The organism is Streptomyces sp. CC228A (genome assembly GCF_021390935.1).
Lineage (GTDB): Bacteria > Actinomycetota > Actinomycetes > Streptomycetales > Streptomycetaceae > Streptomyces.
This window is the reverse complement of sequence record NZ_JAJPUI010000005.1, coordinates 286710-302762: the sequence shown is the minus strand read 5'-3', so window position 1 is coordinate 302762 and position 16053 is coordinate 286710. Positions and strand designations below refer to the sequence as shown.

11 protein-coding genes, 1 tRNA gene and 2 pseudogenes are annotated in these 16053 nt (G+C 72.9%); 9 read left to right on the top strand and 5 right to left on the bottom strand.

All coding sequences use genetic code 11. From position 1 onward, the window contains the following. Positions 1 to 216 precede the first annotated feature (216 nt). From L6E17_RS16855 to purM, 3 genes are all read left to right on the top strand, one after another. On the top strand, positions 217 to 1236 hold the full coding sequence (locus tag L6E17_RS16855) for an META domain-containing protein (protein WP_236241576.1): 1020 nt from the start codon (positions 217 to 219) through the stop codon (positions 1234 to 1236). Between the two features lie 274 nt (positions 1237 to 1510). Continuing rightward, a complete protein-coding gene (gene purF / locus L6E17_RS16850) occupies positions 1511 to 3037 on the top strand; it encodes an amidophosphoribosyltransferase (RefSeq protein WP_236241575.1) in 1527 nt (508 codons plus the stop codon). A gap of 103 nt (positions 3038 to 3140) precedes the next feature. Beyond that, complete coding sequence (gene purM / locus L6E17_RS16845; protein ID WP_236241574.1) at positions 3141 to 4220, top strand: phosphoribosylformylglycinamidine cyclo-ligase; 1080 nt, start codon at positions 3141 to 3143, stop codon at positions 4218 to 4220. A gap of 55 nt (positions 4221 to 4275) precedes the next feature. Here the strand turns inward: purM and L6E17_RS16840 are convergent, their stop codons facing one another. Together L6E17_RS16840 and L6E17_RS16835 are read right to left on the bottom strand one after the other, a co-directional pair. After that, on the bottom strand, positions 4276 to 4524 hold the full coding sequence (locus L6E17_RS16840; protein WP_268985315.1) for a DUF3073 domain-containing protein: 249 nt from the start codon (positions 4522 to 4524) through the stop codon (positions 4276 to 4278). A gap of 526 nt (positions 4525 to 5050) precedes the next feature. Further along, positions 5051 to 6130: a Glu/Leu/Phe/Val dehydrogenase dimerization domain-containing protein gene (locus L6E17_RS16835; protein ID WP_236241572.1), complete on the bottom strand. Its 1080-nt coding sequence runs from the start codon at positions 6128 to 6130 to the stop codon at positions 5051 to 5053. Positions 6131 to 6294: 164 nt separating this feature from the next. Between L6E17_RS16835 and L6E17_RS16830 the strand changes: the two genes are divergently transcribed. Together L6E17_RS16830 and bldC are read left to right on the top strand one after the other, a co-directional pair. Next, the gene (locus tag L6E17_RS16830; RefSeq protein ID WP_236241571.1) at positions 6295 to 7149 is read left to right on the top strand and encodes a hypothetical protein; all 855 of its coding nucleotides are present in this window, start codon (positions 6295 to 6297) and stop codon (positions 7147 to 7149) included. A 526-nt stretch (positions 7150 to 7675) separates the two neighbouring features. After that, positions 7676 to 7882: a developmental transcriptional regulator BldC gene (gene bldC / locus L6E17_RS16825; RefSeq protein WP_003949541.1), complete on the top strand. Its 207-nt coding sequence runs from the start codon at positions 7676 to 7678 to the stop codon at positions 7880 to 7882. Between the two features lie 497 nt (positions 7883 to 8379). Here the strand turns inward: bldC and L6E17_RS16820 are convergent, their stop codons facing one another. Further along, positions 8380 to 8622: a DUF6274 family protein gene (locus L6E17_RS16820; RefSeq protein ID WP_236241570.1), complete on the bottom strand. Its 243-nt coding sequence runs from the start codon at positions 8620 to 8622 to the stop codon at positions 8380 to 8382. Positions 8623 to 8983: 361 nt separating this feature from the next. Between L6E17_RS16820 and L6E17_RS30995 the strand changes: the two genes are divergently transcribed. Then, the gene (locus tag L6E17_RS30995; protein ID WP_308315887.1) at positions 8984 to 9169 is read left to right on the top strand and encodes a DUF6191 domain-containing protein; all 186 of its coding nucleotides are present in this window, start codon (positions 8984 to 8986) and stop codon (positions 9167 to 9169) included. Positions 9170 to 9347: 178 nt separating this feature from the next. Here L6E17_RS30995 and L6E17_RS16810 read toward each other — a convergent pair. Both L6E17_RS16810 and hrpA read right to left on the bottom strand, forming a co-directional pair. Beyond that, a tRNA-Asp gene (locus tag L6E17_RS16810) sits at positions 9348 to 9422 on the bottom strand. A gap of 118 nt (positions 9423 to 9540) precedes the next feature. Next, a complete protein-coding gene (hrpA, locus tag L6E17_RS16805; protein WP_236241569.1) occupies positions 9541 to 13518 on the bottom strand; it encodes an ATP-dependent RNA helicase HrpA in 3978 nt (1325 codons plus the stop codon). Positions 13519 to 13833: 315 nt separating this feature from the next. Here hrpA and L6E17_RS16800 point away from each other — a divergent pair, with 315 nt between their 5' ends. The 3 genes and pseudogenes from L6E17_RS16800 to L6E17_RS16790 all read left to right on the top strand — a co-directional run bounded on the left by L6E17_RS16800 (position 13834) and on the right by L6E17_RS16790 (position 15893). Beyond that, positions 13834 to 14097 (top strand): hypothetical protein, encoded by a 264-nt coding sequence (locus L6E17_RS16800; RefSeq protein ID WP_236241568.1) that lies wholly within the window; start codon positions 13834 to 13836, stop codon positions 14095 to 14097. Positions 14098 to 14162: 65 nt separating this feature from the next. Beyond that, positions 14163 to 14957 (top strand): annotated as a pseudogene (locus L6E17_RS16795) (DsbA family protein); the annotation flags it as partial. Positions 14958 to 15069: 112 nt separating this feature from the next. After that, positions 15070 to 15893, top strand: a pseudogene (locus L6E17_RS16790) (cytochrome c biogenesis CcdA family protein). The last annotated feature ends 160 nt before the right edge of the window (positions 15894 to 16053 follow it).

Sequence of the window (16053 nt, the reverse complement as noted above, 5' to 3'; positions counted from 1 at the left end):
CAAGGAGCGGCAGCAGTCCGGGGCAAGCGGCAGCAGTCCCGGGCAAGCGGCGGCAGCAGTCCGGGGCAGCGGTACCCGCCTATGGCAGCGGCAGCCGTTCCGTAGCGCCCGTGCCGCGGGAGGGGCCGCGGGACCGGCCAGCCGGACGGCACCGGGCGCACCGCCCGCGCCGAAGGGCCCGCGGAACCGTTCCGGCGGTCGTCCCGTCAGAGCGGCATGCGGATCACGAAGCAGCAGCACCCCGTCGCCGCGGTCGCCCTCGCCGCCGCGCTGCTCGTCCTCACCGCCGCGTGCGGCACCGCCGGTCCGGGCGGTGGCGCGGCGCCGGGACCCGACCCCGCGCCGCCGCCGCTGCACGGCGTGCACTGGACCGTCGACAGCGTCACCGTGGACGGCGCCCGGACCAGCGCGCCGACCCGCACCCCGCACGTCGAGTTCAGCCCCGGCGCCGCCCGCGGCTCCCTCGGCTGCAACGCGTTCACGTCCGAGGCCGCGACCAGCGGCGACACCGTCCGCCTCACCGAGCTGACCCGGACGGAACGGGCCTGCGACGAGCCGGTCCAGCGGTTCGAGGAACTGCTGGCGCGGACCCTCACCGGCGGTGCCCTCCGCACGGAGCTCGCCGGCGGCCGCCTCACCCTGCGTACGGAGGACGGCGACACCATCGCGCTCAGCGAGGAGCCGCCCGCCGAGCTCACCGGCACCACGTGGACGGTGGACGGCCTGCTCGCCGGGCCGGCCGCCGACGACACCGCGTCCGGCCTGCCCGTGGGCACGGACGGCCTCGCCCATCTCACCCTCGGCGCCGACGGACAGGCGCGCGGCAGCCTCGGCTGCAACACCTTCACCGCCGAGGTCACCGTCACCGAGAGCCCCGGCACCCTGGTCTTCAGCCGCATCGCCACCACCCGCAAGCTCTGCGGGCGGCCCTCCGGCGAGCTGGAGGAACGGCTGCTCGCCGCGCTGCGCTCAGGCCCCCTGGCGTACCGGATCCAGCACCGGGCCCTGACCGCCACCGCACCGGACGGCACCGGATTCACCGCCCGCGCCGAAGCGCCCGCCACCACCGGTACGCCCACCGGTACGCCCGCGCCTGGCACGCCCGCGCCCGGCACGTCGGGGCCCGCCGGGTGGGCACCCGACCCGGCCCGGCCGGGCGCGACCGAACGCACCCCGCAGTCCCCGGCCGCACCCGGCGGGACGGCGGCCGCCCCCGACCCGGCTACTCTGGAGTAACCCGCCGGTAAGCAGCTCCCGTCGCCCCGGCCCCGTGCGAGGTCCGTCACATCCGGGGCGCCTCCGGTGCCCTCGCCGGGCACCCGGCGCGGCCGTCCGCCGGGGCGCCGCGACATCGGGGGTTCCCCTGACCAGGCGGTGTTTCGCGGGGCGCGGGCGCAGCCCCGGCGGGAGGGCGGCGGGCCCCGCGGTCCGAGCCGGCCGCCGCCGCCACCCGTACCGGCGGCGCATCCCCAATTCGGACCAGTGCTCGGTCTCGCCTACACTCGGTGGCGTGCCACGTGGTGACGGTCGACTGAATCACGACCTGCTTCCCGGCGAGAAGGGCCCCCAGGACGCTTGCGGCGTCTTCGGTGTCTGGGCTCCGGGCGAAGAGGTCGCAAAGCTCACGTACTTCGGGCTCTACGCCCTCCAACATCGGGGTCAGGAATCCGCGGGAATCGCGGTCAGCAACGGCTCCCAGATCCTCGTCTTCAAGGACATGGGACTCGTGTCCCAGGTCTTCGACGAGACCTCCCTCAGCTCCCTCCAGGGTCACATCGCGGTCGGACACGCCCGCTACTCGACCACCGGCGCCTCCGTCTGGGAGAACGCCCAGCCGACCTTCCGGGCCACCGCCCACGGGTCCATCGCCCTCGGCCACAACGGCAACCTGGTCAACACGGCCCAGCTCGCCGAGATGGTCGCGGACCTCCCCAAGGAGAACGGCCGCGCCACCCAGGTGGCGGCCACCAACGACACCGACCTCGTCACCGCCCTCCTCGCCGGGCAGACCGACGACGACGGCAAGCCGCTCACCGTCGAGCAGGCCGCGGCGAAGGTCCTCCCGACCGTGCGGGGCGCCTTCTCCCTCGTGTTCATGGACGAGCACACCCTCTACGCCGCCCGCGACCCGCAGGGCATCCGCCCGCTGGTCCTCGGCCGGCTGGAGCGCGGCTGGGTCGCCGCGTCCGAGACCGCCGCCCTCGACATCGTCGGCGCCAGCTTCGTCCGCGAGATCGAGCCGGGCGAGCTCATCGCCATCGACGAGAACGGCCTGCGCACCTCCCGCTTCGCAGAAGCGAAGCCCAAGGGCTGTGTCTTCGAGTACGTCTACCTCGCCCGCCCCGACACCGAGATCGCCGGCCGGAGCGTCTACCTCTCGCGCGTCGAGATGGGCCGGAGGCTCGCCAAGGAAGCCCCCGTCGAGGCGGACCTCGTCATACCCACCCCGGAGTCCGGCACCCCCGCCGCCATCGGCTACGCGGAGGCGAGCGGCATCCCGTTCGGCGCCGGGCTCGTGAAGAACGCGTACGTCGGCAGGACCTTCATCCAGCCGTCCCAGACCATCCGCCAGCTGGGCATCCGGCTGAAGCTCAACCCGCTCAGGGAAGTCATCCAGGGCAGGCGGCTGGTCGTCGTCGACGACTCGATCGTCCGCGGCAACACCCAGCGCGCCCTCGTCCGGATGCTCCGCGAGGCGGGCGCCGCCGAGGTCCACATCCGGATCTCGTCGCCCCCGGTCAAGTGGCCGTGCTTCTTCGGCATCGACTTCGCGACCCGCGCCGAGCTGATCGCCAACGGCATGTCCGTGGAGGAGATCGGCCGGTCCCTGGGCGCCGACTCCCTGTCCTACATCTCGCTGGACGGCATGATCGAGGCGACCACGATCGCCAAGCCGAACCTGTGCCGCGCCTGCTTCGACGGCGAGTACCCGATGGAGCTGCCCGACCCGGAGCTGCTCGGCAAGCAGCTGCTGGAGACCGAGCTGGCCGCGGCCCCGGCCGCCACGGCCGCCACCGACGCGCTGCGCCGCCCGTAGGCCGGGCCAGGGCCGTCGCTCTTCCTCTCCCTTCCCACCCACCTCTCCGCACGTTCCCTCTCCGCAGCAACCTCCGGCTGTACGACACGAAAGCTCTGAACCCATGTCTCAGACTGTGAGTGCCGATGGCGGCGCCAGCTATGCCGCCGCGGGCGTCGACATCGAGGCGGGTGACCGCGCCGTCGAGCTGATGAAGGAGTGGGTGAAGAAGACCCAGCGCCCCGAGGTCCTCGGCGGCCTCGGCGGCTTCGCCGGCCTCTTCGACGCCTCCGCCCTCAAGCGCTACGAGCGGCCGCTGCTGGCGTCCGCGACGGACGGCGTCGGCACCAAGGTCGACATCGCCCGCCGCATGGGCGTGTACGACACCATCGGTCACGACCTGGTCGCCATGGTCATGGACGACATCGTGGTGTGCGGTGCCGAGCCGCTGTTCATGACGGACTACATCTGCGTCGGCAAGGTCCACCCCGAGCGGGTCGCCGCCATCGTCAAGGGCATCGCCGAGGGCTGCGTCCTGGCCGGCTGCGCCCTCGTCGGCGGCGAGACCGCCGAGCACCCCGGGCTGCTCGGCCCGGACGACTTCGACGTGGCCGGTGCCGGCACCGGCGTCGTCGAGGCGGACCGGCTGCTCGGCCCCGATCGCATCCGTACGGGTGACGCGGTCGTCGCCATGGCCTCGTCGGGCCTTCACTCCAACGGGTACTCGCTCGTCCGCCACGTGCTGTTCGACCGGGCCGGGATGTCCCTCGACCAGCAGGTCGAGGAGCTCGGCCGCACCCTCGGCGAGGAGCTGCTGGAGCCCACGCGGATCTACTCGCTGGACTGCCTGGCGCTCACCCGCACCACCGACGTGCACGCCTTCAGCCACATCACCGGCGGCGGGCTGGCCGCGAACCTGGCCCGGGTCATCCCCGACGACCTGCACGCCGTGGTCGACCGGTCCACCTGGGCCCCCGGCGCGATCTTCGAGCTGGTCGGCAAGGCCGGCCGGGTCGAGCGGCTCGAACTGGAGAAGACCCTGAACATGGGCGTCGGCATGATGGCCGTCGTGCCCGCCGACTCGGTCGACGTGGCGCTGGCCACCCTCGCGGACCGGGGCGTCGACGCCTGGGTCGCGGGCGAGATCACCGAGCGCGGCGACCGTGCGACGGGAGCCGTCCTCACCGGCGACTACGCGAGCTGAGCAGTCAAAACCGGTCCGGGGCGGGGCCCCGGACCGGTTCGGAAAGGCTCAGGCGTCAAGCGCGTCGACGTTGCGAGGACGGATCGTGCTCCTCGTCCTCGTCGTCGGTGTTGTACAGCTCCGCGTAGCGAGCGTACGGGTCGTCTTCCTCGTCGTCGTCCTCGAACGGCTCAGCGTTCGGAGGCTGACTCGAAGTCGATGCGCCCAGCTCTTCGGCCAGGCGTGTGAGGTCCGTCCCACCGCTGTTGTACTTCAGCTGGCGGGCGACCTTCGTCTGCTTGGCCTTGGCCCGGCCGCGCCCCATGGCTCGACCCCCTCGGTGACAGGGCTCGACGGCCCCAGAGTCTTGACACGCGTTCACGATTCGGGACGGACTCCCCGTGGGGAGACCGGCCCGTAGGGCTTCAACGGTACCTGCTTCCGCGGCCATACGGTACGCCGCCCGCATGACGCGCCTCGGAGCCGAACCAGTGAGGAGCCCCGTCCTCGCTGGTCAGCTGCGATTTTAACCTCTTCCTGAGGTCGACCCGCAGACCGGCGTGAGTCTTGTCTCTCTGTCGGCGAACAGATGTCTGTACGAACGCACGAAGAGGCGGAGCCTCCCCGAGGAATCCGACGCGGACGCACGCTGCCGCCCGCCGGGCTCCCCTGTCAAGGGCGCGTGCCCGGCGGGCGTTTTCTTCCTGTCCGGAAACAGACCATCGGGTGATCGTTTCACCCGATGGCCGGCATCCGCGGCACTCCGCCGGCGCGGGTGTGCCCGGCGGCCGTGCCCGGTGCAGGGCGGCGGATGCCCGCGGTGGCCCGGGGAGGGCGCCGCGGGGCGGGGGTCAGCGGCGGGCGTCCGCCATCCGCTGCTCGGCGATCCTGTCGGCCGCCGCGGCCGGCGGAATGCCGTCCGACTTCGCACGTGCGAATATTTCCAGCGTGGTGTCGAAGATCTTCGTGGCCTTCGCCTTGCACCGGTCGAAGTCGAAGCCGTGCAACTCGTCCGCGACCTGGATCACACCGCCGGCGTTGACCACGTAGTCCGGCGCGTAGAGGATCCCGCGGTCTTCGAGGTCCTTCTCCACCCCCGGGTGCGCGAGCTGGTTGTTGGCCGCGCCGCACACCACCTTCGCCGTCAGCACGGGCACCGTGTCGTCGTCCAGGGCGCCGCCCAGCGCGCAGGGCGCGTAGACGTCGAGGCCCTCCGTGCGGATCAGGGCGTCCGTGTCGGCGGCCACGGCCACCTGCGGGTACTTGTCGGTGATCCGGCGCACCGACTCCTCCCGCACGTCCGTGATCACGACCTCGGCGCCGACCTGCAGCAGGTGCTCCACGAGGTAGTGGCCGACCTTGCCGACGCCGGCGACGGCGACCTTGCGGCCGCGCAGGGTCGGGTCGCCCCACAGGTGCTGGGCCGAGGCCCGCATGCCCTGGAACACGCCGTACGCGGTGAGGACGGAGGAGTCCCCGGCGCCGCCGTGCTCGGGGGAGCGGCCGGTGGTCCAGCGGCAGGTGCGGGCGACGACGTCCATGTCGGCGACGTACGTGCCGACGTCGCAGGCCGTGACGTACCGGCCGCCGAGGGAGGCCACGAACCGGCCGTACGCCAGCAGCAGCTCCTCGGTCTTGATCTGCTCCGGGTCGCCGATGATCACGGCCTTGCCGCCGCCGTGCTCCAGGCCGGCCATGGCGTTCTTGTACGACATCCCCCGGGCGAGGTTCAGCGCGTCCCTGACGGCCTCCTCCTCGGAGGCGTACGGGTAGAAGCGGGTGCCGCCGAGGGCAGGGCCCAGGGCGGTCGAGTGGAGGGCGATGACGGCCTTCAGGCCGGTGGCGCGGTCCTGGCACAGCACGACTTGCTCGTGGCCGCCCAGCTCCGAACGGAACAGGGTGTGCAGGACGCCGTCGGTCACATCGGTCACGGTGGTGACTCCCAAGTACGAAGCGGCGATTCCGGATGCCTCCTGCGGGTGGGGAGGCGATCCGTTCGGCAAGAGAGTAAGTGCTACCTGGGCGTAGATATCCCGCAGTGCGCAGGATCACCTCGTCGGAGTACCGGCGGGTACCGGCGTGGAAGGATTCCGGCATGCCGGCTGACTCCTCCCTCGCCGTCCCCTACGCCTCCTACCTGCGGGTGTACGAGCCGCTCGCCGCCTTCCCCGAACCCGAACGCCTGCACTGGGAGCGCTACGCGCACCGCGCCCTGCGCGGGGAGACGCCCACGGCCCAGGACGAGCTGCGCCGCTCGCTGGCCGACCTGCTGCCCGTGCCGCCGGTACCGGTGCCGGTGCACGAGAGCGCGGACGCGTTCGTCGCCGAGGTCGGCGGGACGGTGTGCGTCTGCCCGTGGCGCACCCGTCTGCGGGGCTGGCAGGCCCTGGCCGAGCTGCCGGGGCTGCTGCCGCCCCCGGTGCTGGACGCGGCCCTGCCGCCGGTGGTGCGGGAGCAGGCGGCGGCGGACCACGAGCGGTGGCGGGAGCGGAACCCGGACGCGCGGCCCTGGATCAGGAGCGCCACCTGGCAGGTGCCGGTGCGGTGGTTCACCCTCTTCGCGGACGAGGAGCGGGAGTACGTGCCGGGCAGCGGCGCCGGCAAGGCCGCGGTGCTGCGCTACCGGACGCCGATGGTGCAGGCGCGGCGGCGGGTGGCGCGGTCGCTGAAGACACTGCGGGACGCGATGGACGAGGGACCGCTCACCGAGGGTTTGGTAGATGTGGGGCGGTGGCTGGAGGAGTTCCACCCCCGGGCGCTGGTCGAACTGGACTACGGCGGGCTGGTGTACGCCCTGTCCGCCGAGTGGCTCGCCGGGGACCGGTCGGCCGCGGACGTCGCGGAGGGGATGGCCGCGCTGCGGGCCGGGGACGGCGAGGCCGCGGGCGCGGCGTACGAGCGGCTGGCGGAGCGCTGGCGCGCGGTGCGGAACCTGCAGTCGGCGAGCTGAGCTTGCGGCCCGGTCGGGCTGCGGCCGGGTCCTCGGGTGGCGGCCGGGGCGGCCGGGGCGGGGCGGCCGGGTGGGGGCTGAGAGGCCCTTACCCGATACCGGACCTATGCCTCAAGGGTGATGGATAGCACTAACAACGGCTCTTGCGTCGATCACCCGACCTCGTGCCAAAATAGGACAAGGAGTCCGGGGAGGGCTCCTTCCGTCCGCATATGGACGGAAGGCTCAGCATTGCACGCTATGGGGGGTCTGGTGGCTCCTGATCGCTCTGTGACTGATCGTCACTGTGACGTGACTGTCCGCTATGGCATGGTCCATCGGCTTCCGCCGCTGATGGACACCTGAGAGGGCAATTCCATCGGTTTGGCCGAACGTGGCTGGACAGATGGTGTAGTTGTAGTGCCGAGGACAAGCCGTTCGTCCTATAACCGACTCGGCCCGCGTCTGCCATTTCGGGCAACGCGGGTCAAGGTGCAGAATTTAGAGGAAAGAACCGAGAACGTCGGTTCTCCCGAGGAGGCCGCTCATGACCGCTCGCACCCCTGATGCAGAGCCGCTGCTCACCCCTGCCGAGGTCGCCACGATGTTCCGCGTGGACCCGAAGACGGTGACCCGCTGGGCGAAGGCAGGCAAGCTCACGTCCATCCGCACCCTGGGTGGGCACCGCCGGTACCGCGAGGCGGAGGTCCGCGCTCTGCTGGCCGGCATTCCGCAGCAGCGCAGCGAGGCCTGAACTCTCTCCACACCCCTGTGAAACGGGCTTGTCCGGGTCCCCCAACTCGGCTCGCCCGCTTTTGGCTCCACTGACGGCCGCCCGCCCCAACGGGTCGCCGTCGGCGCTCGCGCCGGACTCCGCCGGGTCCGGCGCGATTTTTTTGTGCCCTGAAGGCGGTGGGCGCAGCGTGTCGCGCGCCAGGCCCCGGTGTCTTCTCTCCGGGGGTGGCCCCGCGCGCCCCGGGGCCCCGCGGCGGGTGGCGCGGGTGTCCCGGGGGCGCCTTGCGGGGTGGTGCGGGAGCGCGGCGGGGAGTGCGGGGCGCTCCGGAGGGGGTGGGGCGCGGTCCCGAGCGGGCGGCCATCGGGGGAGTGCAATTGCACGTATTAAATTGGGTCGTTGTAGGGAGGGGGTAAGGGAAGCGCTTTCTGAAAAAGGTTCCGTGACTCCCGTCACACCGCCGAAGCCTTGCGCGCCGGCGTGTCACCGGTGTTGGCGCACCGTCAACAGACCCCGGGTCAGGGAAGCGTGGGCGGCTCACCGCCGGTGCCGGAAGGGCTCCCCAGGCGGTGGCGGGGCGGGTGCGGCGTGGGCGGCTCCGCGAGCAGCGGGGGCAGCTCGCTGAGTTCGGCGAGTTTCTGCAGGCGGTGGCAGACGGGGCACCGCTGGGTCTGGTGCCGGTAGCCCCGCGCACCCGAGGCCGCCGCGAGGTGGGCCCGCAGCAGCGCGCGGGTCTCGTGCCTGGCCGTGGCTGCCGCCATGCGCGTCACCTCCGCTGAAGGGCACCGGCGCCCTGCTGATGGGGTACCGGGACCGAGGGGGCCCGTCAAGACGGCCCGTCGCATTCCGGCTGCGGTCCCGCCCCGTGGCGCGGCCTCCGCCGCCAGGGGTGTACCGCCTCCCACCCTGTCCGCCACCGCCCCGGCCGCCCAGGGCCGTTGGGCCCTCAGTGCGGGGCCTCCAGGGGGTCCCGGGCGGATGCTGAGGCATGGAGTCCGTCGTCTTCACGACCCTTGCCGGGACCGGTCCTGCTGCTGACCGCGCCGGCGTTCGCGGACCAGCTGCTGCTGCGCGGGGCAGGGCGGGCGTGCTGCCGCGGGCAACGGCGCACGCGCCGGCCGGATGTCGGCGACCGGGTGCGAGCAGCTGCACGCGAGCATGTCGGCGGGCGGGCAGTCGGAGCTGAAGGAGCGGCGGTCGGCCCTGGTGCTGCGTGACGAGGACGGGGGCGGGGATCCCCCGCGCCGCACCCCCGTGGACCTGGAGGGCGGCACCGCGGTGGTCCGCGTCCCGGCCGAGGGCCGCTGAGACCGGCGCGAGGAACGGTGCCCCCGCGTACGGCCCGCAGGGGCCCGGCGGCCGACGTGCGCGCGGGCCCGCGGCCCCCGGCAGGCAACGTGAGGCGCGTACGACGAGAGGCGCGTACGACGAGAGGCGCGTACGACGAGAGGCCCGCACCTGGCGGTGCGGGCCTCTCGATCTGCTGCGGTCCTGACGGGATTTGAACCCGCGGCCTCCACCTTGACAGGGTGGCGAGCACTCCAAACTGCTCCACAGGACCAGGTTTCGCAGCCCGTTGGTGTTCCCTGGCTGCGAGGAAGACTGTACCCCAGGTCAGAGGGCGCGGTCGACTTCACTCAAGGCGACCGCACGGTCACCCGGACCGCCGCACCGCCCGGTCACGGCGCCAGCGCGTCGATGGCCTTCACGATCCGCTTGTCCGACACCGGATGGGCCGTGCCCAGGGCGTGCGCGAAGTAGCTGACCCGCAGTTCCTCGATCATCCAGCGGATGTCGAGCGCCTCCTGCGGCACCGGGCGGCCCTTCGGGAACTGCTCCAGCAGCCAGGCGTACTCGTCCTGCATCTCGTGGACCTTCTCCATGCGCGTGGTGTCCCGCTGCACGGACGTCGGCATCTGCTGGAGCCTGCGGTCGGCCGCCACCAGGTAGCGCATCAGGTCCGGCAGCCGCCGCAGCCCGGTCGCCGTGACGAAGCCGGGCGGCATCAGGCGCGCCAGCTGCTCCTTCACGTCCTGGACGTTGTTGATCAGCGCCAGGCTGTTCGTGGCCTTCAAACGGCGCTCGCAGGACTGCCACGCGGCCAGGACCTGCTGGACCTGGTCCACCGTGCGGACGGTCAGCTCGACGAGGTCGGCGCGCACCTTGTCGTACAGCTTCCGGTACGACTCCTCGTCCCACGCGGGCCCGCCGTGGTCGGCGATCAGCCGGTCCGCGGCCGCCGTCGCGCAGTCCTCGAACAGCGCCTGCACGGAACCGTGCGGGCTGCGGGACAGCGCCAGCTTCTGCTGGTTCGTCAGCCGGTCGGAGGCGAACTTCGCCGGGTTCACCGGGATGTTCAGCATGATCAGCCTGCGGGTGCCCTGCCACATGGCGCGCGCCTGCTCGGCCTCCGTGTCGAAGAGCCGTACGGCGACGGTCTCGCCCTGGTCGACCAGCGCCGGGTACGCCTTGACGGGCTGGCCGCCGCGCTTGGCCTCGAAGACCCGGGTGAGCGTCCCGATCGTCCAGTCCTTCAGGCCCGTGCGCTCCAGCGACTGGCCGGAGCCCGAGGGGCCCGCCGCAGCGGCCGCGGCCGCCTGCGACAGGGCCTGGCGGGCCTTCGGGCGCAGCTTCAGCTGGAGCGCCTCCAGGTCCTTGTCCTCCGCCAGCTTGCGGCGCCGCTCGTCGACGATCCTGAACGTGACCTTCAGATGGTCGGGGACCTTCGCCCAGTCGAAGTCGTCACCGGATACGGGGACGCCGACCATCCGCTGGAGCTCGCGGGCCAGCACGGTCGTCAGCGGCTCGGCGCTGGGCTCCGCCACGGCCAGGAACCGCTGCGCGAAGTTCGGCGCCGGCACGTAGTTGCGGCGGATCGGCTTCGGGAGGGAGCGGATCAGCTCCGTCACGACGTCCTCCCGCAGGCCCGGGATCTGCCAGTCGAAGCCCTCGTCCACGACCTGGTTCAGCACCTGGAGCGGGATGTGCACGGTCACGCCGTCGGCGTCCGCGCCCGGCTCGAACTGGTACGTCACCCGGAACTCCAGCCGCCCCTGCCGCCACGAGTCCGGGTAGTCGGCCTTGGTGACCGCCCCCGCCTTCTCGTTGATCAGCATCTCCCGCTCGAAGTCGAGCAGTTCGGGCTCCTCGCGGCACTTGTGCTTCCACCACGAGTCGAAGTGCGCGCCCGACACGACGTGCTCGGGCACCCGCTGGTCGTAGAAGTCGAAGAGGGTCTCGTCGTCGACGAGGATGTCCCGGCGCCGGGCCCGGTGCTCCAGCTCCTCGACCTCGGTCAGCAGCCTGCGGTTGTCCGCGAAGAACTTGTGGTGGGTGCGCCAGTCGCCCTCCACGAGCGCGTGCCGGATGAACAGCTCCCGGGACGCCTCGGGATCGATGCGCCCGTAGTTCACCTTCCGCTGGGCGACGATCGGCACGCCGTACAGCGTGACCTTCTCGTACGCCATGACGGCCGCCTGGTCCTTCTCCCAGTGCGGCTCGGAGTAGGTGCGCTTCAGCAGGTGCCCGGCGAGCGGCTCGATCCACTCGGGCTCGATCTTCGCGTTGACCCGCGCCCACAGCCGGGAGGTCTCCACGAGCTCCGCCGACATCACGAAGCGGGGCGGCTTGCGGAACAGCGCCGAGCCGGGGAACACCGCGAACTTCGCGTTGCGCGCCCCGAGGTACTCGTTCTTCGCGCCGTCCTTGATGTCCTTCATCCCGATGTGGGACAGCAGCCCGGCGAGCAGCGACACATGGATCTGCTGGGCGCCCGCGTCGTCCTCGTTGAGGTGTATCCCCATCTGCTTGGCGACCGTGCGGAGCTGGCTGTAGATGTCCTGCCACTCACGGATCCGCAGGTAGTTGAGGTACTCCGCCTTGCACATGCGGCGGAACGCCGACGACGACAGGGTCTTCTGCTGCTCGCGGAGGTAGCGCCACAGGTTGAGGTAGGCGAGGAAGTCGGACGTCTCGTCCTTGAAGCGGGCGTGCTGCTGGTCGGCCTGCGCCTGCTTCTCGGCGGGCCGCTCGCGCGGGTCCTGGATGGAGAGGGCGGCCGCGATGACCATGACCTCGCGCACGCAGCCGTTCTTGTCGGCCTCGATGACCATGCGGGCCAGCCGCGGGTCCACCGGGAGCTGGGCGAGCTTCCGCCCGAGCTGCGTGAGCCGCTGCCCCCTCTTCCCCTCCGGTTTCCCCTCCGGCTTCCCCTCCGGGGAGGACTTCTGCGCCAGATCGATGGCGCCCAGCTCCTGGAGGAGCTGCACGCCGTCGCGGATGTTGCGGTGGTCGGGCGCGTCGATGAAGGGGAACTTCTCGATGTCGCCGAGCCCGGCCGCGGTCATCTGGAGGATGACGGAGGCGAGGTTCGTCCGGAGGATCTCCGCGTCCGTGAACTCGGGGCGGGCGAGGAAGTCGTCCTCCGAGTACAGCCGGATGCAGATGCCGTCGCTGGTGCGGCCGCAGCGGCCCTTGCGCTGGTTGGCGCTGGCCTGGCTGACCGGCTCGATCGGCAGCCGCTGCACCTTGGTGCGGTGGCTGTAGCGGGAGATGCGGGCGGTGCCCGGGTCGATCACGTACTTGATGCCGGGCACGGTCAGGGACGTCTCGGCCACGTTCGTGGCGAGCACGATCCGCCGCCCCGCGTGCGACTGGAACACCCGGTGCTGCTCGGCGTGCGACAGCCGGGCGTAGAGCGGCAGGACCTCGGTGTTCCGCAGCTTCTTCTTGATCAGCGCGTCGGCGGTGTCGCGGATCTCCCGCTCGCCGGAGAGGAAGACCAGGATGTCGCCGGGCCCCTCCGCCTGGAGCTCGTCGACGGCGTCGCAGATCGCGGTGACCTGGTCCCGGTCGGCTTCCTCGGAGTCCTCTTCGAGGAGGGGCCGGTAGCGCACTTCCACGGGGTAGGTGCGGCCGCTGACCTCGACGATCGGGGCGTCCCCGAAGTGCCGGGAGAACCGCTCGGGGTCGATCGTCGCGGAGGTGATCACGACCTTCAGGTCGGGGCGGCGGGGCAGGAGCTGGGCGAGGTAGCCGAGCAGGAAGTCGATGTTGAGCGACCGCTCGTGGGCCTCGTCGATGATGATCGTGTCGTACGCGCGCAGCTCGCGGTCCGTCTGGATCTCGGCGAGCAGGATGCCGTCCGTCATCAGCTTGACGAAGGTGGCGTCCGGGTCGACCTGGTCGGTGAAGCGGACCTTCCAGCCGACCGCCTCGCCGAGGGGCGTGCCCAGCTCCTCCGCCACGCGCTCGGCGACCGTGCGGGCGGCGATCCTGCGGGGCTGCGTGTGCCCGATCATGCCGCGCACCCCGCGGCCCAGCTCCAGGCAGATCTTGGGGATCTGCGTGGTCTTCCCGGAGCCCGTCTCACCGGCGACGATCACGACCTGGTGGGCGCGTATCGCCTCCAGGATGTCGCTCTTCTTCTGGCTGACGGGGAGCTGCTCCGGGTACGTGACCTCGGGCACCCGGGCGGCCCGCGCGGCGGTACGGGTGGCTGCCTTCGCCGCCTCGGCGGCGATCTCGTCGAGGACGGCCTGCCTGGCCTCGGGCTTGCGGATGCGGCGGACGCCTTCGAGACGGCGGCCGAGCCGGTGGGCGTCGCGCAGGGAGACCTGGGCCAGAAGGGTCTGCAGGTCGGCGAAGGAAGTAGACATACCGTGTCCCAGGATCTCACCCGCGGCTCCGGAGTGGCGAACCCATTTACCCGTACCATTTCGGCAGCCGTGCCCCGTATCCGTCGAGGAGACCCCGTCCATGTCGCGTCCCGGAGATCCGCGCGGTGCCGCGGCGGCGCTCCGGGCCGCGGCGGCGGCCTCCGCCCTGGCCGTGCTCGCGGTGCTGGCGGCCCTGGTGTGCGCGCACCCCGCGGGCGGCGCTCCGCCCGCCGGACCGGCCGCCGCCCGGATGTCCGCCCCGGGGCGGCCCCGGGCGCGGCCGCCGTGGCCCCCGAGGGGGCGGCACGTGCGCCGGTGCCGGGTGCGGCGTTCGCCGCGTCGGCCGACGACGGCGGGCGCGACTGCGACGGGGGCTCCCCGGCCGGTGAGGGCGGGCTGCGGCCCGCCGCACCCCCGCGCGGGTCCTCCGCCGGTGAACTGCTGCCCGCGCTGTACGAGGCGCGGGCGGCGGCCGCGGCCGGCTGCGGGGCGGCCGTGGTGACGGCCATCACCCCCGAGCGGGCGCCTCCCCTGCTCGCACCCCCCTCTCCCATGGACCTGTCGATCCTGCGCGTGTAGCCGACGGCCGCGTCCCGCGCCGCCGACCGTCCGTCTGCTCTTCTCGCACGCTCAGGAGTCCCGTCATGTCCAAGTCCGCGCCCAAGTCCGCGTCCAAGCCCGCGTCCAAGCCCAGGTCCACGACCCCCTATCTGCTCGGCGCCGGGGTCGCCGTGTCCGCCGCCCTGCTGGCGTTCGTGTCGTACACCGCGACGAAGCCGGAGGCGCCGGGCACCGGCACCTCCCCGGCCGCGTCGTCGTCCTCGTCGTCTTCGGGGGCTGCCGCCGGGGAGTCCGGCGTGTTCCCCGAGCTGGAGGCGCTCGCCCGGCGGGACGCGGGCGACGGCCTGGCGCAGGGCCGCGCGGACGCGCCCGTCGTGCTGATCGAGTACGCCGACTTCCAGTGCGGCTACTGCGGCAAGTTCGCCCGCGACACGGAGCCCGAGCTGGTGAAGCGGTACGTCGACGAGGGCGTGCTGCGGATCGAGTTCCGGAACCTGCCCATCTTCGGTGAGGAGTCGGAGCGGGCGGCGCGGGCCGCGTGGGCCGCCGGGCGCCAGGGCAGGTTCTGGGAGTTCCACGCCGCCGCGTACGGGGAGGGCGCGAAGGAGAAGGGCTTCGGCGTCGCGCGGCTGAAGGACCTCGCCGAGGAGGCGGGGGTGCCGGACCTGGACCGGTTCGCCCGGGACCTGGACAGCACGGCGGCGCGGCAGGCCGTGGAACGCGACCAGCAGGAGGGCTACGGCCTCGGCGCGGCCTCCACCCCGTCGTTCCTGATCAACGGCCGTCCCGTCGCGGGGGCGCAGCCGCTGGAGGCGTTCACCGCGGCGATCGACGAGGCGGCGAAGCGCGCGGCGGCCGAGCCCGCGGCGGGCCGGGCGACGCCGGCGCCGTCCGGCCCCGCGCCGTCCGGGCCTGCGCCGTCCGGCACGGCGGGGCAGCCGACGGCGGGGAGTCGGCGGGGCAGGCGGAGGGCGCGGCCGGGAGCGCCCGGTGACGGACATCGGCTACCTGGCCGCGTTCCTCGGGGACTGCTGGCGCTCGTCAGCCCGTGCAGCGCGCTGCTGCTGCCGGCGTTCTTCGCGTACTCGACCGACGGCGCCGCCCGCCTGGTCGCCCGCACGGGCGTCCTCTACGCGGGCCTGGCCACGACCCTGGTGCCACTGGGCGCGGCGGGCTCCCTGGCGGGCCGCTTCTTCCACGGCCACCGCGACCTGCTGGTCACGGCGGGCGGCTGGCTGATCATCGCGCTGGGCGCCGCGCAGGTCCTGGGCCTCGGGTTCGCGCCGCGCGGGTTCGCCGAGGCGAGCGGCCGGATCCGCCCGACGACGGCGGCATCGGCCTACGCCCTCGGGCTGGTCTACGGCCTGGCCGGGTTCTGCGCGGGGCCGATCCTCGGCAGCGTCCTGACGGTGGCCGCGCTCGGCGGCAGCGCCGCGTACGGGGGGCTGCTGCTGGCGGTGTACGCGCTGGGCATGGCGGTGCCGCTGTTCCTGCTGGCCCTGCTGTGGGAGCGGTACGACCTGGGGCGGCGCCGCTGGCTGCGGGGGCGGGCGCTGCGGGTGGGCCGCCTGGAGCTGCACACCACGTCGCTGGTGTCCGGGGCGTTCTTCGTGCTGCTGGGGGTGCTGTTCCTGGCGTTCGACGGGGCGGCCGCGCTGCCGGGGCCGCTGTCGGTGGACGACACGTTCGTCCTGGAGCAGTGGGCGGCCCGCGCCGGCAGCGCGGTCCCCGACTGGGCACTGCTGCTGGGCGTGGTGGCGGTGACCGCGGCACTGCTGTTCGTACGGGGCCGGCGCCTGCGCGCCCGCGACTAGCCCGGCTCGGGCGCCCCGGTGCCTCCGGCCCCCTGCGCCCGGGGGCCGGGGTGCAAGGGCCGGGCGCCGGCCCCCGAGCTCGGATGACGGGAAGTACGGGGCGGGCCCCGTTGGCGTGCCGGTCGGCGTGAACGGCGAAAGGCCCCGTCTTGCGACGGGG